This is a genomic window from Marinicella marina (assembly GCF_030065545.1).
Taxonomy (GTDB): domain Bacteria; phylum Pseudomonadota; class Gammaproteobacteria; order Xanthomonadales; family Marinicellaceae; genus Marinicella; species Marinicella marina.
The window spans coordinates 282191-301931 of record NZ_JASJNC010000007.1 but is presented as its reverse complement, the minus strand read 5'-3'; the positions used below and the strand labels follow the sequence as shown (position 1 = coordinate 301931).

At 44.7% G+C, this 19741-nt stretch carries 19 protein-coding genes; 14 read left to right on the top strand and 5 right to left on the bottom strand.

Annotation, left to right across the window (positions count from 1 at the left end; genetic code table 11):
* The first annotated feature begins 10 nt into the window (after positions 1 to 10).
* The gene (locus QNI24_RS12165) at positions 11 to 478 is read left to right on the top strand and encodes a chemotaxis protein CheW (RefSeq protein ID WP_267177241.1); all 468 of its coding nucleotides are present in this window, start codon (positions 11 to 13) and stop codon (positions 476 to 478) included.
* On the opposite strand, the gene QNI24_RS12160 is transcribed toward QNI24_RS12165, so the two are convergent.
* Complete coding sequence (locus QNI24_RS12160) at positions 450 to 1205, bottom strand: 16S rRNA (uracil(1498)-N(3))-methyltransferase (RefSeq protein ID WP_267177242.1); 756 nt, start codon at positions 1203 to 1205, stop codon at positions 450 to 452. The two genes, QNI24_RS12165 and QNI24_RS12160, sit on opposite strands and share 29 nt — an antisense overlap.
* A gap of 79 nt (positions 1206 to 1284) precedes the next feature.
* On the opposite strand from QNI24_RS12160, the gene gspG reads away from it, so the two are divergent.
* Genes gspG through QNI24_RS12120 form a run of 8 tightly spaced genes read left to right on the top strand, consistent with a single transcriptional unit; the run spans position 1285 to position 6946 of the window.
* The gene (gspG, locus tag QNI24_RS12155) at positions 1285 to 1731 is read left to right on the top strand and encodes a type II secretion system major pseudopilin GspG (RefSeq protein ID WP_267177243.1); all 447 of its coding nucleotides are present in this window, start codon (positions 1285 to 1287) and stop codon (positions 1729 to 1731) included.
* 15 nt (positions 1732 to 1746) lie between these two features.
* Complete coding sequence (locus QNI24_RS12150) at positions 1747 to 2253, top strand: prepilin-type N-terminal cleavage/methylation domain-containing protein (protein ID WP_267177244.1); 507 nt, start codon at positions 1747 to 1749, stop codon at positions 2251 to 2253.
* The gene (gene gspI / locus QNI24_RS12145) at positions 2254 to 2628 is read left to right on the top strand and encodes a type II secretion system minor pseudopilin GspI (RefSeq protein ID WP_267177245.1); all 375 of its coding nucleotides are present in this window, start codon (positions 2254 to 2256) and stop codon (positions 2626 to 2628) included.
* Entirely contained in the window at positions 2625 to 3257 is a 633-nt protein-coding gene (locus tag QNI24_RS12140) for a PulJ/GspJ family protein (RefSeq protein WP_267177246.1), read from the top strand. Before gspI ends, QNI24_RS12140 begins: the two co-directional genes overlap by 4 nt.
* Positions 3233 to 4234, top strand: coding sequence for a type II secretion system minor pseudopilin GspK (gene gspK, locus QNI24_RS12135; RefSeq protein WP_267177247.1), 1002 nt, complete (start codon positions 3233 to 3235; stop codon positions 4232 to 4234). Before QNI24_RS12140 ends, gspK begins: the two co-directional genes overlap by 25 nt.
* 4 nt (positions 4235 to 4238) lie before the next feature.
* Positions 4239 to 4994, top strand: coding sequence for an NAD kinase (locus QNI24_RS12130; protein ID WP_267177248.1), 756 nt, complete (start codon positions 4239 to 4241; stop codon positions 4992 to 4994).
* Positions 4994 to 5878 carry a 5'-nucleotidase gene (locus QNI24_RS12125; RefSeq protein WP_267177249.1) on the top strand — a complete coding sequence of 295 codons (885 nt, stop codon included), beginning with the start codon at positions 4994 to 4996 and terminating at the stop codon, positions 5876 to 5878. Before QNI24_RS12130 ends, QNI24_RS12125 begins: the two co-directional genes overlap by 1 nt.
* Positions 5879 to 5893: 15 nt before the next feature.
* Positions 5894 to 6946 (top strand): peptidylprolyl isomerase, encoded by a 1053-nt coding sequence (locus tag QNI24_RS12120; RefSeq protein WP_267177250.1) that lies wholly within the window; start codon positions 5894 to 5896, stop codon positions 6944 to 6946.
* On the opposite strand, the gene gluQRS is transcribed toward QNI24_RS12120, so the two are convergent.
* The 3 genes from gluQRS to epmB all read right to left on the bottom strand — a co-directional run bounded on the left by gluQRS (position 6940) and on the right by epmB (position 10978).
* Positions 6940 to 7815, bottom strand: coding sequence for a tRNA glutamyl-Q(34) synthetase GluQRS (gene gluQRS, locus QNI24_RS12115; protein WP_267177251.1), 876 nt, complete (start codon positions 7813 to 7815; stop codon positions 6940 to 6942). The genes QNI24_RS12120 and gluQRS overlap by 7 nt on opposite strands.
* Positions 7808 to 9862 (bottom strand): EAL domain-containing protein, encoded by a 2055-nt coding sequence (locus QNI24_RS12110; RefSeq protein ID WP_267177252.1) that lies wholly within the window; start codon positions 9860 to 9862, stop codon positions 7808 to 7810. Before QNI24_RS12110 ends, gluQRS begins: the two co-directional genes overlap by 8 nt.
* A 144-nt stretch (positions 9863 to 10006) precedes the next feature.
* Positions 10007 to 10978 carry an EF-P beta-lysylation protein EpmB gene (gene epmB / locus QNI24_RS12105; protein ID WP_267177253.1) on the bottom strand — a complete coding sequence of 324 codons (972 nt, stop codon included), beginning with the start codon at positions 10976 to 10978 and terminating at the stop codon, positions 10007 to 10009.
* Positions 10979 to 11126: 148 nt separating this feature from the next.
* On the opposite strand from epmB, the gene efp reads away from it, so the two are divergent.
* On the top strand, positions 11127 to 11696 hold the full coding sequence (gene efp / locus QNI24_RS12100) for an elongation factor P (RefSeq protein ID WP_267177254.1): 570 nt from the start codon (positions 11127 to 11129) through the stop codon (positions 11694 to 11696).
* Positions 11697 to 11701: 5 nt separating this feature from the next.
* Positions 11702 to 12688: an EF-P lysine aminoacylase EpmA gene (gene epmA / locus QNI24_RS12095; protein ID WP_267177255.1), complete on the top strand. Its 987-nt coding sequence runs from the start codon at positions 11702 to 11704 to the stop codon at positions 12686 to 12688.
* Between the two features lie 10 nt (positions 12689 to 12698).
* Here the strand turns inward: epmA and QNI24_RS12090 are convergent, their stop codons facing one another.
* Positions 12699 to 14066, bottom strand: a complete 1368-nt coding sequence (locus tag QNI24_RS12090) for an SLC13 family permease (RefSeq protein WP_267177256.1) — start codon at positions 14064 to 14066, stop codon at positions 12699 to 12701.
* A gap of 118 nt (positions 14067 to 14184) precedes the next feature.
* Here QNI24_RS12090 and QNI24_RS12085 point away from each other — a divergent pair, with 118 nt between their 5' ends.
* The 3 genes from QNI24_RS12085 to QNI24_RS12075 are packed head-to-tail and all read left to right on the top strand — an operon-like array spanning position 14185 to position 19678.
* A complete protein-coding gene (locus QNI24_RS12085) occupies positions 14185 to 16293 on the top strand; it encodes an Ig-like domain-containing protein (RefSeq protein ID WP_267177257.1) in 2109 nt (702 codons plus the stop codon).
* A gap of 10 nt (positions 16294 to 16303) precedes the next feature.
* Positions 16304 to 18295, top strand: a complete 1992-nt coding sequence (locus QNI24_RS12080) for a DUF1302 domain-containing protein (RefSeq protein ID WP_267177258.1) — start codon at positions 16304 to 16306, stop codon at positions 18293 to 18295.
* Positions 18296 to 18313: 18 nt separating this feature from the next.
* A complete protein-coding gene (locus QNI24_RS12075; protein ID WP_267177259.1) occupies positions 18314 to 19678 on the top strand; it encodes a DUF1329 domain-containing protein in 1365 nt (454 codons plus the stop codon).
* The last annotated feature ends 63 nt before the right edge of the window (positions 19679 to 19741 follow it).

Genomic DNA, 19741 nt, shown 5'->3' with positions numbered 1-19741 from the left:
GGTAAAAATTATGTCCAATGAAATTAGAGCAGTATTGATTCCAATCGAAGAAGATCGCAAACTTCTGTTACCCAATGCAATGGTTGCTGAGGTATTGGGGATGCGCAGTATCAATTCTTTAGATCAAGATGAGGATTGGATATTAGGCACTGTTTCATGGCGAGGTTGGGATATTCCATTGATTGATTTTGCGGTTTTGACTGGTTCTAATACCGAACAAAATGTTGACAGTTCATTTAACTTGGCTGTGTTGAAAAGTATTAATCATGCTGAAAATATGCCTTATTTTGCGGTGCTTTCTAGGGGTATTCCTAAGCTTCAACTGATCTCGCGTGGTGACATGCAGTTACATGAAGAAAAATCCATTAATCACAATGCGATTGCCTCACTGGTATCAATCCAAGACGAGATGGCTGATATTCCTAATATGAACTATTTGGAATCAAACCTCATTGCTTTGACTCAGCCGGCGGCATAAAGTCACCGTACAAAGTATGCAGTGCCGATAAAATAACAGGCGCCACGGTTTCGGTTCTCAATACCCTCTGGCCAATTTGCACACCGGTGTATTTCTTGGCCTCAAATAATTCCAGTTCAGTCGGTGAGAATCCACCTTCAGGGCCAATATAAATGTGTTGTTGGCGATGAAACTGAGCAGGTAAATTCTGTAAAAAGGTTTGCGCCCCTGGCTCAAGATAAATTCCATCAACAACAGTTTCAATGACTTCTTTGATGGGCATGATTGGGCTCACTTCCAACAAGTCAGCACGACCTGATTGTTCACAACCACTGAGCGCCACTGCCTGCCAATGGGCATGTTTTTTATCGAATTTATGTGCTGGAATCTTTTGTGAACAGAAGTCAGTTAAAACTGGCATGATTTTCTTACACCCTAGTTCTGCCGCTTTTTGGATGGTGTAATCCATGCGGTCACTGCTGCTGATGCCTTGAATCAATGTGGTGTCAATGCTGGCAGGCCTTGGCTGTTGACTGCTTGCTTTGATTTCAAAAAGCGTGATTTGTCTTTTTTCAACCGCACTTATCTTGGCCTCGTACTCAATACCTTCGGGGGTGAAAAAATTTAGTGGTTGCTGGGGCTTGACCCGCAATACGTTTCTTAAATAATGGGCTTTGGATCCATCTATAACCAATGTTTCATCCGGTTGACCCAGTTGAAGTGGTAAGTAAATTCTTGAAATTCTCATGCTGGTAAATCAATCGCCTAACGTGGCAGCTGCCAATAAAATGGCATATAATCATAACTCAAAAACAACTCAACTAAATATGAAAACATACAAAAATACTTCAACAAGCAGTCGCCATCAAGTTGGTTTCACCTTGATGGAAATTTTGATTGTGGTGGTTATTTTAAGTATCCTGGCGGTGACTGTGGTACCGCAATTTTTGGATGCACCAGATAAGGCCAGAGTCTCGCGGGCACAAGCAGACATCAAAAACCTTGAAACCTCGTTGGGCATGTACAAAATGGATAACTTCAATTATCCCAGTACTTCACAGGGTCTTCAAGCGTTGGTGCAAAAACCCAGTGGCACACCAGAAGCAAAAAACTGGAAGCCAGGTGGTTATGTCGCAAAACTGCCAGAGGATCCATGGGGCAATCCCTATCAATACCTCAATCCCGGTAATCGGGCAGTGATTGATATTTACTCCTTTGGTGCCGATGGTCAGCCTGGTGGTGAAGGCCTTGATGCCGATTTAGGTAATTGGTAAGAACTGTATAATACTTTGAAAGATTCGCTCAGAACCCAAGGGTTTACCTTATTAGAAATTTTACTGGTGGTGTTAATCATCGGTGTCATGACGGCAGTGGGTGCCAACATCATCAATAGCCAGTCAGTCGAACGTACGGTGATGAACCAAGCCAAAACAACTGAACAACATCTGGTTTTCCTGTGTCAAAAGGCGGTGTTTGATAACCAGGCATTGGGCATTGAGTTTAATCAATTGGGATACCAGATTTTTCGCTACCGACAACCCACTTGGCAGTTGGTTGAGAACATCGAGTTACCGCCACTCTCCGAGGTAGTCAGTGTTGAGTTGTTGCTTGATGGTTTGAGTCAAGATTTACCGGTTGAACCAGAAGGTTTGCCGCAAATTGTGTGCCAAACTGATGGTTCTTGGAATGGATTTGAGCTGCGCTTTTATGCCAACAACCAACAACAAACTACCGATTATTTTGTATTGAGTACCACATCGCCATGGCAATTAACCTCAACTTGGGCTGAGTTTTAGATGTCATCGCAATGTCTTAATAAGCACAAGGGCTTCACTTTGATGGAAGTGATGTTGGCCTTGTTGGTGATCAGTGTCGGTTTGGTGGCTTTGGTACAAGCGGCACAAACAGGTACCAGAATAACAACTACGGTTGCTGAAAAATCAGCAGCGTATCATGTGGCCGATCAAGTCATGATGCAGCTATATCAGCGCAGTGATTTAACTATTGGCACGCACCAAGGACAGGAGTTATTTTCTGATCGGAATTACTATTGGCGCGCTGAACTTAAAAGTACCGACAATGAAAGCATCAATCGCATAGATTTGGTGGTAGGGAAAGACAGGGCTTTGGATTATTTTGATGCCCAATTAACCGGTTTCAAGCTGAGATGAGGCGCCAGCTCAAACAACAAGGCATGACATTATTGGAGGTCCTGGTTGCTGCCGGCATCTTGGCAGTTATCTCTGCCATGGCTTTTATGAGTATAGACACCCTGGCGTCAGCCAAAGCCAGTCTGGATGCGAAAAATAAAATCCTGAACAATGAAAATTTAGCGGTTTATCTGTTCCAAACTGACCTGCAAATGGCCACCAGTTCACAACAATATGTGAATAATTTAAGCCAAGGTGAATTCATAGCCAACAGCCAATCCTTGACCTTTCTGAAGTACCAGTCAGTGTTGGCTCCAGTTAAAAGAACCCGTTTAGAAAGTCGCAACAGTAACCTAAAAACACCGCTTATTAGGGTCCGCTGGTATGTGCGTAATGACAATTGGTATCGGGCCACCCAACAAGCAGCCATGCCACTGAGCGGTAACCAATGGCAAGAGCGCTTGATGATGCCACTTAATCGATTCAACTGTGGCTATGAAAACCTCACAGGAGTGATTCAGCCCCGATGGCCCAATGATCAAAGACAGTTCAGTCAATTGCCCGATTCAATCAACTGTGAAATCGAAAATGCCCAAGGACAAGTCAGTACTATTAAAGTCGTCCCATGGCAACAAACGGGGTTCCTGTGAGACCGGTAAAACAAACAAACAGTGGTATGGCGATGCTGATGGCATTGGTGATGATTGCCATCGCCAGTTCATTGGCCGTGACCATTTGGTACAACAACCAATTATCAACGGCACGCTTGTTTAACTTGCAGCAGGCCTATCAGGCCAAACATTTTGCTCAAGGTATGTTGTTGTGGGCCAGTGACATTCTTAAAGCAGATTATGAACAAGATGAAAACGATCATGACAGTAACTTAGATCCATGGTTACAAGGTGTGCAGGGTATGGCAGTTGAGGGCGCAGTGCTTTCAGGTACTTTGGTTGGTTTGAATGACCGTTTTAATATCAACAATGTCATTATCAATGGCCAACAATCACCCGAGCACGTGGCTTACTTGCGGCAGTTGTTATTGGCCTTGGAGTTGGACATCACGCTGGCTGATAAAATCATCGATTGGATTGATAGCGATCAAGTGCCACAACCCAATGGCGCAGAGGATTTTGTCTATTTGGCCAAGTCACCGGCTTACCAAACCAGTGGTCAATACTTCAAACACATTGAGGAACTGGCTTTACTCGATGGATTGGCTGCGGAGGACTTCAATCGACTGGCGCCTTATGTCAGCACCTTGCCTATCACTAACGAAGCCACTCGCATGAATGTCAACACCATGGCGCCAGTGATGTTCAATGCATTAACACCTTTAATTACTCCAGAGATGTCATTGCGTTTGTATAAAAACGGCAGTGCGCAGTACCTGAGTATGGATGATTTTGAACGAGATTCAACCATCTTATATGCAGTGGATGATACCATTAAAACTAAAATAGGAACTTTGCTCAGTACCCAAACCAGACACTTACAGGCCAGTTCTTTGGTGCAGATGGATGGCAGTGAGTTTGTTCAATATGCCTTGTTGCAGCGCACCCCTGTTGGTAACGCCCGTGTAATCAGTCGCTCATTGAGCCCCTATCTACCCAAGCCTTTGGTAAACTAATCAGATGAAATTAGCTTTTTTAGCCAGCGAGACAAACAAGTCACAAAACTCATTGAAACAGTTGATTGCACGCTATGGTCAACATGAACCACTTAATGCGGATGTGATTGTGGTGCTGGGTGGTGATGGTTTTATGTTGCAATGTTTGCACCAGTTTATGTATGAAACCATACCTGTTTTTGGTCTGCGACGAGGCACTGTGGGTTTTTTGATGAACGATTATGATGATAAAGACCTGATCAGTCGCATCCAAGCGGCCAAAGAAACGGTTTTACATCCTCTAAAAATGTTGGCCACCACCGTGGCTGGCAAACAAGAGGCCTCACTGGCCATCAATGAAGTCTCTTTGTTGCGCCAAACCAAGCAGTCAGCGCACATTGAAATACTTATCAATGGTCAAAGCAAAATAGAAAAACTGGTGGGTGACGGCGTGATGGTGGCCACCCCCGCCGGATCGACGGCCTATAATCTTTCAGCGCATGGTCCAGTGATTCCTTTGGGCAGTGAGATCTTGGCTTTGACGCCGATCAGTCCTTTCCGGCCTAGGCGTTGGCGCGGTGCCATCATTCCATCACATGCCGAGGTCACCTTCAGGGTCAAAAGCCACGATAAAAGACCGGTTTCTGCCACCGCCGATAACACCGAAATTCGCGATGTCAGCGAGGTGGTAATCAGTGAGGCCAAAGACATCAAAATCAGGGCTTTGTACGATGAGCAGCACAATCTAGAAGACCGCATCATCAATGAGCAGTTTTCCTGATGCTGACCTTAGCCATATCATCCAGGACCTTGTTTGATTTGGATGATGCCCATCAAATCTATTTAGAACAAGGCATTGAAGCTTACCGCAGCTACCAGCTCAGAAACGAAGATGAACCTCTGGAGCCAGGTGTGGCCTTTCCGTTGGTACAAAAGCTATTGAACATCAAGCACCCTGATACCAATGAGCCACAAGTTGAAGTGGTGTTGGTCTCGCGCAACAATGGTGATACTGGTCTGCGGATTTTTAATTCCATTGAGCATCATGGTTTGGACATCAGCCGCGCCGTGTTCAGCAATGGCGGATCTCCCTATGATTATTTATCAGCACTGGGGGTTGAGTTATTTTTATCAGCACATCATGCCGATGTCATCGGCGCCATCAACGCTGGTTATGCCGCGGCCCATTTGATGACGCGCAAAGCCGCCATTCAAAATGATGAACAAGTGCGGGTGGCGTTCGATGGAGATGCGGTGCTGTTTTCAGATGAATCAGAACAAATCTACCAAACAGGTGGCCTAGAGGCTTTTCGCCAAAATGAACACAAACGCCGTAATGAGCCATTGAACCCTGGTCCATTCAGTGCTTTTTTGAAGAAATTACATGATTTACAGTCACTGTTTGCCAGCGGTGAATCACCAATCAGAACGGCTTTGGTCACAGCCCGCTCAGCGCCTTCACACAAGCGTGTGATATTGACTTTGCGGCAGTGGGGCATCCGCATTGATGAAGCCTTGTTTTTGGGTGGGCAGGATAAGGCTAAGTTCTTGCAATCATTTAAAGCAGATATATTCTTTGAGGATCAATTAACTTATGTTAAAACTGCATCCGAACACACCGCCACTGGCCACGTGCCTTATGGTGTCACCAATCAAAACAAATAAAAGAGGAATCCAATCATGAAGAAAATCACTTTTATGTGCTTGTTATTAAGTTTCATTTTTTCAGTCAACGCCACCACTGTTCGATTTGAAACCACCTTAGGTGATATTGAAATCGAGTTGTTTGATGAGCAAGCCCCAGTCACGGTAGAAAACTTTCTGAACTATGTGAATCGAGGAGATTATGACAACACAGTCTTTCACAGGACAGTCCCAGGTTTTGTTGTTCAAGGAGGTGGGTTCAGATTTCTAGGTAATAACCAATTTCAAACAGTTCAGACTGATGATCCAATTATCAATGAGGCGCAAATTTCAAATACAATTGGCACCATTGCGATGGCTAGGTTGTCAGACCCAAACTCTGCGACCAATCAATGGTTTTTTAATGTAGCAAACAACCAAGATTTAGATTCTACTAATAGCAGCACTGGATTTACTGTGTTTGGAGAAGTGTCCTCCGGTTTAGAGACTGTTTTTACCATTGAGTCGCTGCTACGTATAAATTATTTTGATGCCACACCTCAAGGTGTTTTTGGTGAGTTTCCGGTATACCGTTTTAGTTTTGATAACAACGCGGTGACAGAAACAAACATGGTGAAAATTATCAGAGCATATCAATTATCAGATACTTTCCAAATCAACTTCGGTTTATCCGGTGCTTGGTTTAATCCGGCCACCAATGGTCAAGGTTTATACCTCGAAGTGTTGCCCAGCGCCGATACGGTGATTGTTGGGTGGTATACATTCGATGACGAAGCTGACCCAACCAAAGCGATTGGTGATGCGTCCAATCGTTGGTTAACCGCAGCGGGTAGTTTCGATGGCAACAGCTTTGTCGGTGACGTGTTCAAAACCAGTGGTGGTCGATTTGATGACCCACAAAATGTCAGCACCACACGTGTGGGTAGCATGAGTATTGATTTTAACGACTGCTCCACAGCAGTTTTCAGTTACGACTTACAAGAGCCAGAGGTGGCCAACACCATGAACATCCAAAGGATTTCAGGGGCTAATGTGGCTTTGTGTGAGGAATTGGCGAATGCAGCCAATACCGGTGTTACTGCTCAGTAATTAATCTTAGCAAGGTTGTTCAGCTTCTCTGGCTGCCAATTTTCAATCGCCCAGTTGAGTAAATTCGACTGGGTTTTTTGTTGCAGCAGGGGCGGCTCTTGTCCCATTAAACTCAATGCCAAATGGGTTAACGTGTAGGGGTCTTCATGGCTGATGGCTTTGGCGTGGTTTTGTTTGCTCAGTTTAAGCTGGTTGTGGGTGATGATGGGGAAATGGGCATAACTCGGTTGAGGCAAATTAAGTAGCTTAATCAAATGCATTTGTCGGGCTGTTGAATCCATGATGTCAATGCCCCTGACCACTTCTGTCACACCTTGGCTGGCATCATCAATGACCACAGCCAACATATAACAAAACAAGCCGTCTTTTCTTTTTATGTTGAAATCGCCTGATTGTTTGGCAATGTTTTGTAACTGGTGACCTTGCCAGAAATCATCAAACTCATAGTCCTCATTACCTGTTGCCAAGCGTATCGAATGTGGTTGTGAGTGGTCAATAATCTGATCTCGGCAGAATCCAGGGTAAGTCTCAGAACCTGCCAGTTTTGTGCGGGTACAGACACAAGGGTAAGTCAATCCAGACTGTGTGAGGTGATCAAGCGCAGCTTGATAAGCGGCTTGTCGCTCGGGATTGGTTTGGTACATCACTGGCTCATCGGCATGCATACCAAAATTGGCCAGTGTTTTGATAATGGCTTGGTCGGCTCCTGCTACTGTGCGGGTCTCATCGATGTCTTCAATCCTCAACAACCAAATGCCATCATGGGTCTTGGCTTGGATGTAGCTGATCAGTGCTGCCACCAATGAGCCAAAATGCAAATCACCCGTGGGCGAGGGCGCAAAGCGGCCGCGGTAATTATTTTTATTCAACTTGCTCCATGGTCTCGCCGGGTTCAGCGATGAAGTTACCTTGAACAAAATTAACCGACATCTTCCACATGATACTCATGGTTGAGGCATCTTCAATGAATTCACAAATGACTTGTTTGCCTTGATTGTGCGCCTTATCAACAATGACTTTGACTTTTTCTTGGTTCTCTTCGTTGCTGCCGAGATCCTGCATGAAGCTGTTATCCACTTTGAGCATGTCGACTGGAAAATGTTTCAAGATGCTGAATGAGTTTAAACCTGAGCCAAATTTTTCAACCACCACCAAACAATGCGTTGCCTTGATTGATTTAATGATGGGTTTCATTTGTGTGGCATAGGTGACCAACTCACTTTCACGCACTTCAAAGGCCAATTTATCCCCAGTGACGCCAGAACGTTTGAGTGTGTCAGCCAACCAGTTAGGAAAGCTTGCATCAGTCAGCGTGTGATGAGAAAGCTTAACAAACAACATCACATTGCTGGCAGCACTTTTGATTGATTCTAGGGCTTTTTTAATAACCCAATGATCAATTTCAGTGATGAAGCCGTATTTGATGGCAACAGGAATGAACTGTTGTGGATATATCAGTTGGTCCTCTTCGGCTTTCAGTCTGATCAACACTTCATAGTGTTCTTTTTCATCGCCATCAATGTTAACAATGGGTTGATAATGAATGACAAATTTGTCGTTTTCTAAACCATCGGTGATGCGGTCAATCCAAGCTTTGGATGCTGCGCGTGCTTGTTTTTCCTCTTCAGCTGGGTCAAACACTTTGATTTGGTTGCCACCGGCTTCAATCAAAGCGTTCATGTTCTCTGTTAAAGTATTGATGACGTCTGACTCAGTACCACTTTGTGGTGTGAGTTGAGTCACTGATATGCTGACTGTGCAGTTAACAGAGGTGCTGCCAGCACTGAAAATTTGGTCGGTGATCATGCCGCGTAACTTATCAGCTACTTTTTCAGCATTCTCAATCGATGTTTTTAATTTCAAGATAAAGGTGCTGTCAGAGTAACGACAATAATCAACGTCTTTGCCCAATTTTTTCTGTAAAAATTCTGCGATACTGACAATGAATAAATCTAAATTACCAATGCCCAATTCTTTTTCATGTTTATCAATGTCATCGATGCCAATCATTAGCAAACTGTCGCCGGCTTTCTTCTTGGCTGAGTCGATGGATTCCGAGAGTAATTTGTTGAAATAAGATCGATTGTAAAACTTTGTTAATAAATCTTTATTCTTGATTTCAAACAGCTCTTTTTCCACTTCAGGGTCAACTGAAGGGATGTTGATGATGAATTGCGCACATTGCTCGCCATGGATGTTGGCTTTTGAAACGTTGATCATGCCATCAAATTTTTCACCACCAGAGGTGATTAATTTAAACTCCAGGTCTTTTTCTGGCATGATGTTTTTGGTGATGTCGCGGAGGATTTTTTTGGCATCTGCCACATCCTCTTTGGCAATCAAATTCAAGAAAGGCGTCACTTCTAATTCTTCAAAATCATCGTACTCAAACAGTTCTTGGTAGGACTGATTGGAGTAAACATGCATGCCATCATGAATGTATGCAATGGCTTGTTTGGAGGAGTCTAGTAAGGTATTACACCTTTTTTCTGTGTTCTTGAGTTCCAGCTCCAGTGAGATGTTTTTTCTGCGATCTTGCAATGACTTGAAATCACGTTGAATCACGTGTCGCATGTGGTCTGGCAGTTTCGGGGTACAGTAGGAAACCGCGCCAGCCTCAATGGCTTCGTGAACCAAATCAGGATCAAAGTCATTCAACAGGGAAATCACCGGTAAGTCCATGCCCATGCGTTTGATGTGGTCGACCACAGTCTGACAAGGTAAGTCGCTTTGCAGTTGTTGACACAGCACCATGTCCAGCGGCTTTCTTTCAAGAATGCCGGCCAGATCCTCTTCGTTGGTGCAGCGTGTTGGACGTACTGCAATCTGGTAGTTTCTCAGCAGTGATAGAATGCGCTCTGCCTCTTCTTCAGACTGATGGATAATAAGTAAATTAATCGATTTTTCTGCAGCCAATTTGTTTTCCTTTTTATATTTATTTCAGCCCTCACACACATTTTGAGGCTAACTTCATTACAGTGATTGTAACATTATAAAGCGAAACTTTGAAATTGAATAGCGCCAGAACAGCCTGAGAGGCGCCGCCTGTAAATTCATGCCTCACAAACTGATTTGTGTTTTGTTTTTTTCTCCGGCCACTTCCTTGACCAATTTAGGCACCAAATACCCGGGCAGGAGTGACTGTAAATCTTGATGTATTTTTTGACTGGTTGCCTCATCTACCATGAAATGTGCGGCATTTTGCACTTGATCAAACTGATGCAGGTAATAGGGTAATACACCCGATTCAAATAACTGTTGCGACAGTTGAGCCAAAACTGTGGCTGTGTCGTTGACGCCTTTTAGGATCACGCTTTGGTTCAGCAAGGTATAACCTGCTTGTTTGAGTTTTGTGATCGCAGCTTGCGCCTTGTTGGTTAATTCATTGGCATGGTTGACATGTAATACCATGACTTTGTTTAATTTGAGTTGGCGAGACCAATGTAAAAATTCTTGATCAATGCGCTGGCTGAGCACCACCGGTATTCGACTGTGTATCCGCAATGTTTTGACGTGTTCTACCGGTGCCAGTGCGGCCGTGAGTTGTTGTAATTTGGTGGTCTCTAAGGTCAAGGGATCGCCACCACTGAGAATGACCTCGTGGATGTCCTTATGGGCTTTGATGTATTCAATGCTGGCACGCCAATTGTTGCGCGGCGCGTAGCTTTTTGTGTAGGGAAAATGTCGTCTGAAACAGTAGCGACAATTCACTGCACAACTGCCACTGGCTATCAATAAAACCCTTCCATGATATTTATGAATCAAACCGGCCACTTGGGTGGCCTGATTGTCATCAACTGGGTCCGCATGGAAGCCTGGGGTGTTGATGGTTTCATCAGCAACGGGTAGGAATTGTTTCAATATGGGGTCTTGAGGATTTTTTTGGTCAATGGCATCAAACATATCTGGCGCTATAACATGGCTAAAAAGTGCAGCAGCAGCGGTTGAATGTTGTGGGTGCTGATGCAAAAAATCTGGGTGTTTTTGATTATTCAGGGCTTGTTTCAGCTGTTGTTGCCAAGTACTCGACATGAGGGTTGATTCGGTGGGTTGATTGAAAGCTGAGATTTTAACACGGGTATGATAAATATATCTTTAGTTGCTTGACTCGGTTCAGCCTTAAAGCCATGGGTGCTGTGTTATAATGCCGCGCTTTATTCAGTTTCAATGAGGAAATGACATGTCTGTTTATAGCACATCACAGTTTAAAAACGGCTTAAAGATACTGTTGGATGGTGATCCGTACAACATTGTTGAGAATCAAGAGGTCAAGCCAGGTAAAGGACAGGCTTTTAATCGCGTAAAAATTCGTAACTTAAAAACCGGTCGAGTGATTGAAAAGACCTTTAAGTCTAATGAAAAAGTAGAAGCGGCAGATGTGATGGATACAGAAATGCAGTACCTGTACACCGATGGTGAGTTCTTTCACTTTATGGACCCCAACTCATTTGAACAGTTTGAAGCCAGTGAAACTGCGGTTGGTGAAACAGCCAAGTGGTTGAAAGAAGAGGATGTATGTATGGTCACCTTGTGGAACAACATTCCGCTGACTGTAGAGCCGCCAAATTTTGTTGAATTAAAAATCACAGAGACCGATCCTGGTTTGCGTGGAGATACCTCCGGCGGTGGCAGTAAGCCCGCCACTTTAGAGACGGGCGCGGTAGTGAATGTACCTTTGTTTGTGCCTGAAGGTGAAGTAATCAAAGTCGATACCCGTTCGGGTGAATACGTAGGCCGCGTTAAGAAATAAATGCAATGAGCGAATCAGAGCATTGGCATTTTAAGGGCCCGTTGAAGTTACTCAACCAACGGGCTTTTTTAATGGCTGAAATCAGGCAGTTCTTTGCCGCCAGACAAGTGATGGAAGTGTCAACACCGGTGCTCTCAACAAAGGGTAACACCGATGTTGAAATAGAAATGTTTGTTACTGATGGGTTGGACGTCGAAAACTCACAAGCCTTCCTCAGAACTTCTCCTGAGTTTTTTCACAAAAGATTATTGGCCAGTGGCTCAGGTGATATTTTTGAAATAGCCAAAGTTTTTCGTAAGGGCGAGCTGACAGCGCTGCATAACCCTGAGTTCACCTTATTGGAATGGTACCGTTTGGGATTCACTTTAACCGATTTGTTTGCTGAGGTGTGTGAGCTGATTGAACACCTTAATGCAGTGATGCAAGCCAGACCGCTGACATTCAAAACCTGTAGTTACCAACAGCTGTTTGAGTCATATTTGGGTATCAACCCCTTTGCTATTGAGGTTGATGAACTGAATGATTTTTGTACCGAAAAAGGTTATGTGGGCAGTCAATTAACTCGAACTGAAGCATTGGACTTTCTGTTTGCGGTAGCTATTCAACCATTGATGGTTGCTGCTGATGGTAAATCCTTGGTTGTGGTGGTGTATGATTTTCCGATTGAGGCTGCCGCTTTGGCTCAAGCCCACCCAGTATACGGTGACCGCTGTTTGCGATTTGAAATATTGTGGGACGGGGTTGAACTGGCCAATGGCTACCAAGAATTAACTGATGCCCAAGAACAACTTGAACGGTTTCAACAAGATAACAAAGCAAGGGCGCAAAAGGGACGCGATCAATTACCAATTGATGATCGTTTGATTGCTGCTTTAGCGGCAGGTTTACCAGCATGTTCTGGCGTGGCAATGGGTTTGGAACGCTTACTGATGTGTCTGCTGGGTCAGCAACAGATTCAAGATGTGATGGGCTTTGATGCCAACAACAGCTGAGTTATACCAATCATAACCACCAAGTAGCAACCGCTGCAATGATGAAAGCGCCGCAGAGGTTCAGTTTAAATCCCTGTTTTATCATGTCCTTAATCGCTACCCGTTCTGAGCCAAAAACAATGGCGTTTGGTGCTGTAGCAACTGGCAGCATAAAAGCACAACTGGCACTGATTGCAGCTGGTATCATGATTTTAATCGGATCCACATCCATGGCTTGGGCAGCCGACATCAAAACTGGCATCAAGATGGCTGTGGTGGCTGTGTTACTGGTGATTTCTGTTAAAAAAGTAATCAGTAAACAAATGGCCAGAATCAAGACAAACAAGTGCAGGTCTTTGAGGAAGATCAGTTGGTCTGCCAGCAAAGCACTTAAGCCAGTGCTTTTGAAAGCAGCGGCAATCACCATACCACCAGAGAACAGCAGCAGTACACCCCAGGGAATGGTGTTGGCAGTTTGCCAGGTCAGTAGTTTGTTGCCTTTGTTGTCGCTTAACATGAACATTGCTACTACACCCAACAAAGCCACCGAGGCGTCATTGGCGTAAGGCAAATCAAGCCATGATTTCCAGCCACCGAATGGTGCCGTTCTGGTGACCCATAACAGTGCAGTGAAAGCAAAAACCAGCAGTGTTCTTTGTTGTGCTGAGGTGATGGTTGTTTTGTCGATTTTGGAGGTGAACTCAGTATTTTCTTTGACCTGAGAAGTCAGCAGCCAGACCATCAATGGAAAGAATATGATTACCATGGGGAAAACGTTTTTAATCCAACTTAAAAACCCCAGTTCATTTGCTGTGCCTTGTTGGTAATTTTCAATCATGATCAGGTTTGGGGGGGTGCCGATTGGTGTCATGGTGCCGCCAATACTGGCGGCATAAGCGATACCCAATAACAATAAGGTGGCAAAAAAGCGGTCTTGGCTGTTACTTAATATCGCTATGGCAATCGGTAACAGCATCAAGGTAGTCGCTGTGTTTGAAATCCACATGCTCAATAAAAAAGCCGTCAGCATGAAGCCAAAAATTATCTTTTTAGGGCTGTTTGTACCAATTTTTGTCAATATCTGATGGGCCAGGTATTGGTGGGTATTGTTGTGTGACATGGCTGAAGACAGCAGGAAGCCACCCAACAACAAAATAATCAGAGGGCTGCCATAGGCTTGAGCGACCTCTGTAGGAGTGATGATGCCGGTCAAAGGAAACAGCGCAATGGGCAACAAAGAAGATACCGGAATGGGTAACCATTCAGTGACCCAAAAGACCGCAGTGGTCATGGTAATTGCCAGGGTGATGGCTTGCAGTGTGTCTATGCTTTGGTATTGCCAGAGTGCATAAACTAACAAATATAAGCTTAGGAATGTAATGATTTTTTTGATTGGCATAGGGTCGATACTGAAGCGTATGTTTTTGGCTGGATTTTAATGTTTTTTTAATAATTAGACTTGTAATCTTACCCGAATAAAATTTATGATGTTAGGGTTTATTAATTTGGGGACACAAATGAAACTAAAACCAATCCTTTTTACGTTGACTTCTATTGTCTTGCTACAAGCCTGTAGCAGCGGTAGTAATTCACCCAGGGCAGTGGAAACACCGCCAGTAACCAATCCTGGGGGCGGCGTGGTCACAGGTGTTATCGAAGCTGTTTTTGACCCAGCATCAGGTGACCCAACCAAGGTGCCAATTCCGACCAACCTATTTCTATCAGGCACCACTGACCTGACACTTAACATTCCAGTTGCTGACCCAACGGACTTCTCAGATCCTCTGGTGGCTTTGAACGGTCTAGATGGTTTCAGTACCGTTGCGCCATGGGCCACTAACTTCTCTGTTGAAGTGGCTGCTACAACTGTAAATCCAGGCAGTGTCAAACTTTATGAGGTGACATTAACCGGGCCTGGTGGCGGCGTCACTGGTGTGGTCAATGAATTAACTTTTGGAGTTGATTTCGTGGCCGCTGCCAATGGCAGCAGTGTTGCCATCGTGCCAATCAAACCACTGAAGCAATTGACTTCTTACATGGCTGTCATCACTAATGGAGTTCAAGACACCGACGGCAATGCCGCAACACCATCGCAAACCTATTTCTTATCTAAGCGCACATCGCCTTTGGTTGATGGTGCTGGTAACAGTACGGACCCATTGTTAGAAAACGCAACTGCACAAGCATTGGAACCATTGAGACAATTGACCAATGCCCAAGAAGCCGCAGCAGCATCTCAAGGTGTTGATCCTGCGAATATAGTGATTTCTTGGACTGCAACCACACAATCAATCACTCCGGTATTGACTGCAGCCAAAGCCATAACCACTCCAGGTTCGGCGACCTTAGCACCAACCGGCTTGTCTACTTCAGCCATTGGTGGTGCTGGTATTGCCGATATATACATCGGTACCATGAGCTCACCTTATTATTTGACAGCGCCGAGTGCTGCCAATCCAATCGCGCCATTGAATCAGTTTTGGAAAGCGGCTCCGGGTGCTTATAACCCTCCGTTTGATGCGTTTGGTTTAGACCCCACTTCAACTAATTTGACTTTTGCTAACCCCATTCCAGTGGCTACCAGCGTACAGAACCTACCCGTTCTGATGACTGTGCCCAATGCAGGTTCAGGTCAAGTTAAACCAGAGGCTGGTTGGCCTGTGATGATTTACCAACACGGTATCACCCGTGATAGAACAGATATGTTGGCAGTTGCTGACACCATGGCCTCTGTCGGTTTTGCTGTGGTTGCAATTGATTTAGCGATGCATGGCATCACCGATCCGACCAACCCTTTCTATGTTGAGAATTCACCTTTTGGTGCCATTGCTTCTGAACGTACTTTTGATGTCGATTACATCAACAACGAAACCGGTGCCCCTGGCCCAGACGGTGTGGTAGATTCTTCGGGTGCTCACTTCATTAATTTAGCCAACTTACTGGTTTCCAGAGACAACACCAGACAGGGTATTGCTGATTTATTCACGTTGACTGAAACCATTCCATTCATGGACATTGATGGTGATGGCGCAGGTGATTTCAATGAAGGTAACATCACTTTCACTGGCCAGTCATTGGGAGCTATTACGGGTACCGGTTACTTGGCTTTCGCACCAAACGTGCAAAGCGCTGTGCTTTCTGCGCCAGGTGGTGGTATTGCCAGTCTGTTGATTGGTTCACCGACATTTGGTCCACGCATCATTGCTGGTTTACAAGCCAGTGGTGTTGAACCTGGTACAACGGCTTTTAACTTATTTGTTTTGGCCACTCAAACGGCGGTTGATTCAGCTGATCCGATTAATTTAGGACAGTTTGCTGCTTTACAAAATAACGTCTTGTTACATCAAATCAATGGCGACGTCGTGGTTACCAACAGGGTTGATGGTGCACCGTTATCGGGCACAGAGCCACTGATAGCCGCTATGGGACTGACCTCTTATTCTGAGTCAGCAGCTGATCCTGCCGGTCTGGATGCAGCAGTCAGATTCACTGCTGGTGATCATGGTAGTTTATTAAGTCCTGCCGCTTCTCCTGCTGCTACGGTTGAAATGCAAAGCCAAATGGCTGCGTTCCAAGCAACTGGTGGAACGGTGTTAAATATCACCAACACTGATGTGATTCAATAAGGGGGCTGACATGAAAAAATTAAATAACAACAAAGGCGGATTGAGCATGACTCAAAATAACACCAAGTTAAAATTAAAACCTCTGAAGCTGGCGATGATGGCAGCTGCATTGGGTGTATCCGGTACAAGTATGTCAGCTGAGATTTTCAATAATGGCGATTACTCGTTCAATATTGATACCACAGTTTCATACGGTGCTTCATGGCGAGTGGCCGATCGTGACAATCGCTTGATTGGTAAAAGTAATTTGAACCCTCTAGTTTCATTGGATTTGGCTGCTGGTGCGCCAAGTACCTTGGCTCAGCGAATTGCTGCGCCAGGCAGGTGGTCAATCAACTCCGACAGCGGTAACCTCAATTACGACCAAGGAGACCTGTTCTCTAATGCCTTAAAATTCACATCAGATTTGGCTTTTGCCGGACCCACTTGGGGCGCTTTCATGCGTGTCACAGGTTTTTATGATTTTGAAAATGCTGATAACGATAATTTATCCAGAACCGCCAAAGAATTTGTTGGTGAGGATTACCGCTTACTAGATGCTTATGTCTACAAAGATTTTGACATTGGCAACCAGTTTGCTTCAGTTCGCTTGGGTCGCCAAGTGGTCAGTTGGGGTGAGTCAACTTTCATCCAACAAGGTATCAACGTCATCAACCCAGTTGATGTCTCAAAAATCCGTGTTGCGGGTGCAGAACTGAAAGAAGCCTTTTTGCCGATTGATATGCTCTCATTTTCGACCAGTATTACTGATAACTTGTCGATGGAAGCGGTCTATATGTTCGAGTTCGAACAAATTGACCCAGATCCAGCCGGTACCTATTTCGGTACCAATGATTTTGCAACACCAGGTGCAGAATATGTGGCTTTGGGTTTTGGTATCATTCCTGAATTGACAGCCATTAACAACTTTCTCAATGCCCCAGGGCTAGAGGCTTTGGCCAGCAACATCGCTCGATTCAATGTGCCACGTTCCTACCGAGCAGGCGCCGATGATGATGGACAATTTGGTGTGGCTTTCAGGTATTATGCCGAGGCCTTGAATAACACTGAATTTGGTCTTTATTACTTAAATTACCATTCTAGATTACCGCTGATCAGTGGTACTTCTGTGGGTAATCCAAATGCTGAAATGGCTGATATTTTACAAGGCCTGGATTTGCCAGATTACCTGACTAACCCAGATTCAGACTTGTATGCCTTTGGCAGAACCTCACCCAATTCAGCGACTTACTTTGTAGAATACCCAGAGGACATTGATTTGTATGGTTTGAGTTTCAACACCACCATCAATTCACTGGGCATGTCATTACAAGGTGAGCTGTCATACCGTCCCAATGTACCCTTGCAAATTGATGATGTAGAAGTATTGTTCGCAGCCTTATCGCCTCTGAATGCGGCCATACCAGCTGAATACGATCGCTTTACTTCGCAGTTGGGTCAATTTGGTCCCAATGAGTATGTCAGGGGTTGGGAACGTCATGAAGTTTCGCAACTACAATTCACCGCAACCAAATTGTTTGGCCCTAATGATTTCTTAGGTACTGACCAAGTTGTTTTGTTGGGTGAAATAGGCTTCACTCAAGTTTGGGACTTGCCAGCGCAAGATGTTTTGCGTTACCAAGGACCAGGTACCGATACAGGTGGTGGGCAAAGCACCCTAACTGGTGGTACCAGTCGAAACCCAGTCACTCAAAATACTGGTTTCCCAACAGATTTTTCATGGGGTTACCGCTTGGTTACTCGTTTGGACTATAACTCTGTGTTTGGCACTTCTTGGAACTTGTCTCCAAGGATTGCTTTTAATCACGATGTTAATGGCACCACACCTGGACCTGGTGGGAACTTTATTGAAGGTCGCAAGTCATACACCATTGGTGTTAATGGCATTTACCTTGAAAAATGGAGTGCTGATATCAGCTACACCGGTTATTCAGGGGCAGGCATCCACAACTTAATCTCTGATCGAGATTTTGTGGCCTTCAACGTCAAATACTCGTTTTAATTGCAGGAGTAAACAAACATGAAATTATTTAAAAAAACAGTTCTGTCATCATTGATTGGACTAACTGTCATTGCAGGATCAGCGCATGCTGGTCCTCGCCCAGATCAAGTAGATCGCTTATCAACTGATTTGACGCCTGTCGGTGCTGTCCGCGCCGGTAATGAAGCAGGTACCATTCCTGCTTGGACTGGTGGCATTACTGCGCCACCAGCCGGTTATCAAGTGGGTGATCATCACCAAGATCCATTTGCAGATGATCAAGTTAAATTCACCATCGATGCCAGTAACTACAAAGAATATGCAGAAAACCTCTCCGTGGGTCAACAAGCCATGTTCGAACGTTATCCTGAGACATTCAGGATGGATGTTTATCCCACCAGAAGATCGGCCTCATTTCCTGAGCGTATTTATGAGAAGACCCGTGAAAATGCCAAAACAGGTACCTTGATTGCTGATGGTGAGGGTGTCACAGGGGTTGCAGAAGGTTTTCCTTTTCCGTTTCCTGAAAATGCTTATGAGTTAATCCTAAATCACAAGTTGAAATACAAAGGCACCGGTGGTGTAAGATACAACAACCAAGTGGCTCCAACTTCTAGTGGTAATTACACACTGGTTCGTTTACGAGAGGAACTTTACGGTAAGTATTACGTACCTGGTAACACCATTGACGATATTGATAACATCCTGTTGTATTTCTACCAAGTGGTTGAGTCACCTGCACGATTAGCAGGTCGTGTGCTGTTGGTACATGAAACCATGAATCAGACTGAAACACCTCGCCAAGCATGGATTTATAATCCAGGCCAACGTCGTGTAAGAAGGGCGCCGAACGTGGCTTATGATAACCCTGGAACGGCCTCTGATGGTTTGAGAACCAATGACATGACTGACATGTTCAATGGCGCCATGGACCGCTTCACTTGGGAATGGACTGGCACCAAAGAAATGTATGTACCTTACAACTCTTATAAGGCTCACAGCTTTGATTCTAAAGTTGAGGATATGGTTAAGCCAGGTCACTTGGATCCAAGCTACATGCGTTATGAGTTACACCGGGTTCACGTGATTGAGGCCAACTTAAGAGATGGTTTCAGACACATCAATTCTCGCAGAACCTTCTATCTAGATGAAGACAGTTACCAAATTTTGCTGACTGACCACTATGATCGTAGGGGCGAGTTGTGGCGTTTTTCTGAAGCTCACAGCATCAACTACTATGAAGTTCCAACCTTCTGGTCAACTGTTGAAGTTCATCACGACTTGCAATCAGGTCGTTATGTGGCTGTTGGCTTAGATAACCAGGATCAAGTAAACACATTTAACACGCCATTAAGCGAGAACAACTACACACCAAGTGCACTGCGTAAACGCGGAAGACGCTGATCTGTGTTGTTGAGTTAATACTATAAATACGGTGGCTGTGAGCAAGGTTTTTGTTCATGGCCA

What these genes read in the sequence shown, in the direction of transcription:
- QNI24_RS12165 (WP_267177241.1), top strand. Translation starts at nt 11, where the DNA reads ATGTCCAATGAAATTAGAGCAGTATTGATTCCAATCGAAGAAGATCGC.
- QNI24_RS12160 (WP_267177242.1), bottom strand. Translation starts at nt 1,205, where the DNA reads ATGAGAATTTCAAGAATTTACTTACCACTTCAACTGGGTCAACCGGAT.
- gspG (WP_267177243.1), top strand. Translation starts at nt 1,285, where the DNA reads ATGAAAACATACAAAAATACTTCAACAAGCAGTCGCCATCAAGTTGGT.
- gspI (WP_267177245.1), top strand. Translation starts at nt 2,254, where the DNA reads ATGTCATCGCAATGTCTTAATAAGCACAAGGGCTTCACTTTGATGGAA.
- QNI24_RS12140 (WP_267177246.1), top strand. Translation starts at nt 2,625, where the DNA reads ATGAGGCGCCAGCTCAAACAACAAGGCATGACATTATTGGAGGTCCTG.
- gspK (WP_267177247.1), top strand. Translation starts at nt 3,233, where the DNA reads ATGGCAACAAACGGGGTTCCTGTGAGACCGGTAAAACAAACAAACAGT.
- QNI24_RS12130 (WP_267177248.1), top strand. Translation starts at nt 4,239, where the DNA reads ATGAAATTAGCTTTTTTAGCCAGCGAGACAAACAAGTCACAAAACTCA.
- QNI24_RS12125 (WP_267177249.1), top strand. Translation starts at nt 4,994, where the DNA reads ATGCTGACCTTAGCCATATCATCCAGGACCTTGTTTGATTTGGATGAT.
- QNI24_RS12120 (WP_267177250.1), top strand. Translation starts at nt 5,894, where the DNA reads ATGAAGAAAATCACTTTTATGTGCTTGTTATTAAGTTTCATTTTTTCA.
- epmB (WP_267177253.1), bottom strand. Translation starts at nt 10,978, where the DNA reads ATGTCGAGTACTTGGCAACAACAGCTGAAACAAGCCCTGAATAATCAA.
- efp (WP_267177254.1), top strand. Translation starts at nt 11,127, where the DNA reads ATGTCTGTTTATAGCACATCACAGTTTAAAAACGGCTTAAAGATACTG.
- epmA (WP_267177255.1), top strand. Translation starts at nt 11,702, where the DNA reads ATGAGCGAATCAGAGCATTGGCATTTTAAGGGCCCGTTGAAGTTACTC.
- QNI24_RS12090 (WP_267177256.1), bottom strand. Translation starts at nt 14,066, where the DNA reads ATGCCAATCAAAAAAATCATTACATTCCTAAGCTTATATTTGTTAGTT.
- QNI24_RS12085 (WP_267177257.1), top strand. Translation starts at nt 14,185, where the DNA reads ATGAAACTAAAACCAATCCTTTTTACGTTGACTTCTATTGTCTTGCTA.
- QNI24_RS12080 (WP_267177258.1), top strand. Translation starts at nt 16,304, where the DNA reads ATGAAAAAATTAAATAACAACAAAGGCGGATTGAGCATGACTCAAAAT.
- QNI24_RS12075 (WP_267177259.1), top strand. Translation starts at nt 18,314, where the DNA reads ATGAAATTATTTAAAAAAACAGTTCTGTCATCATTGATTGGACTAACT.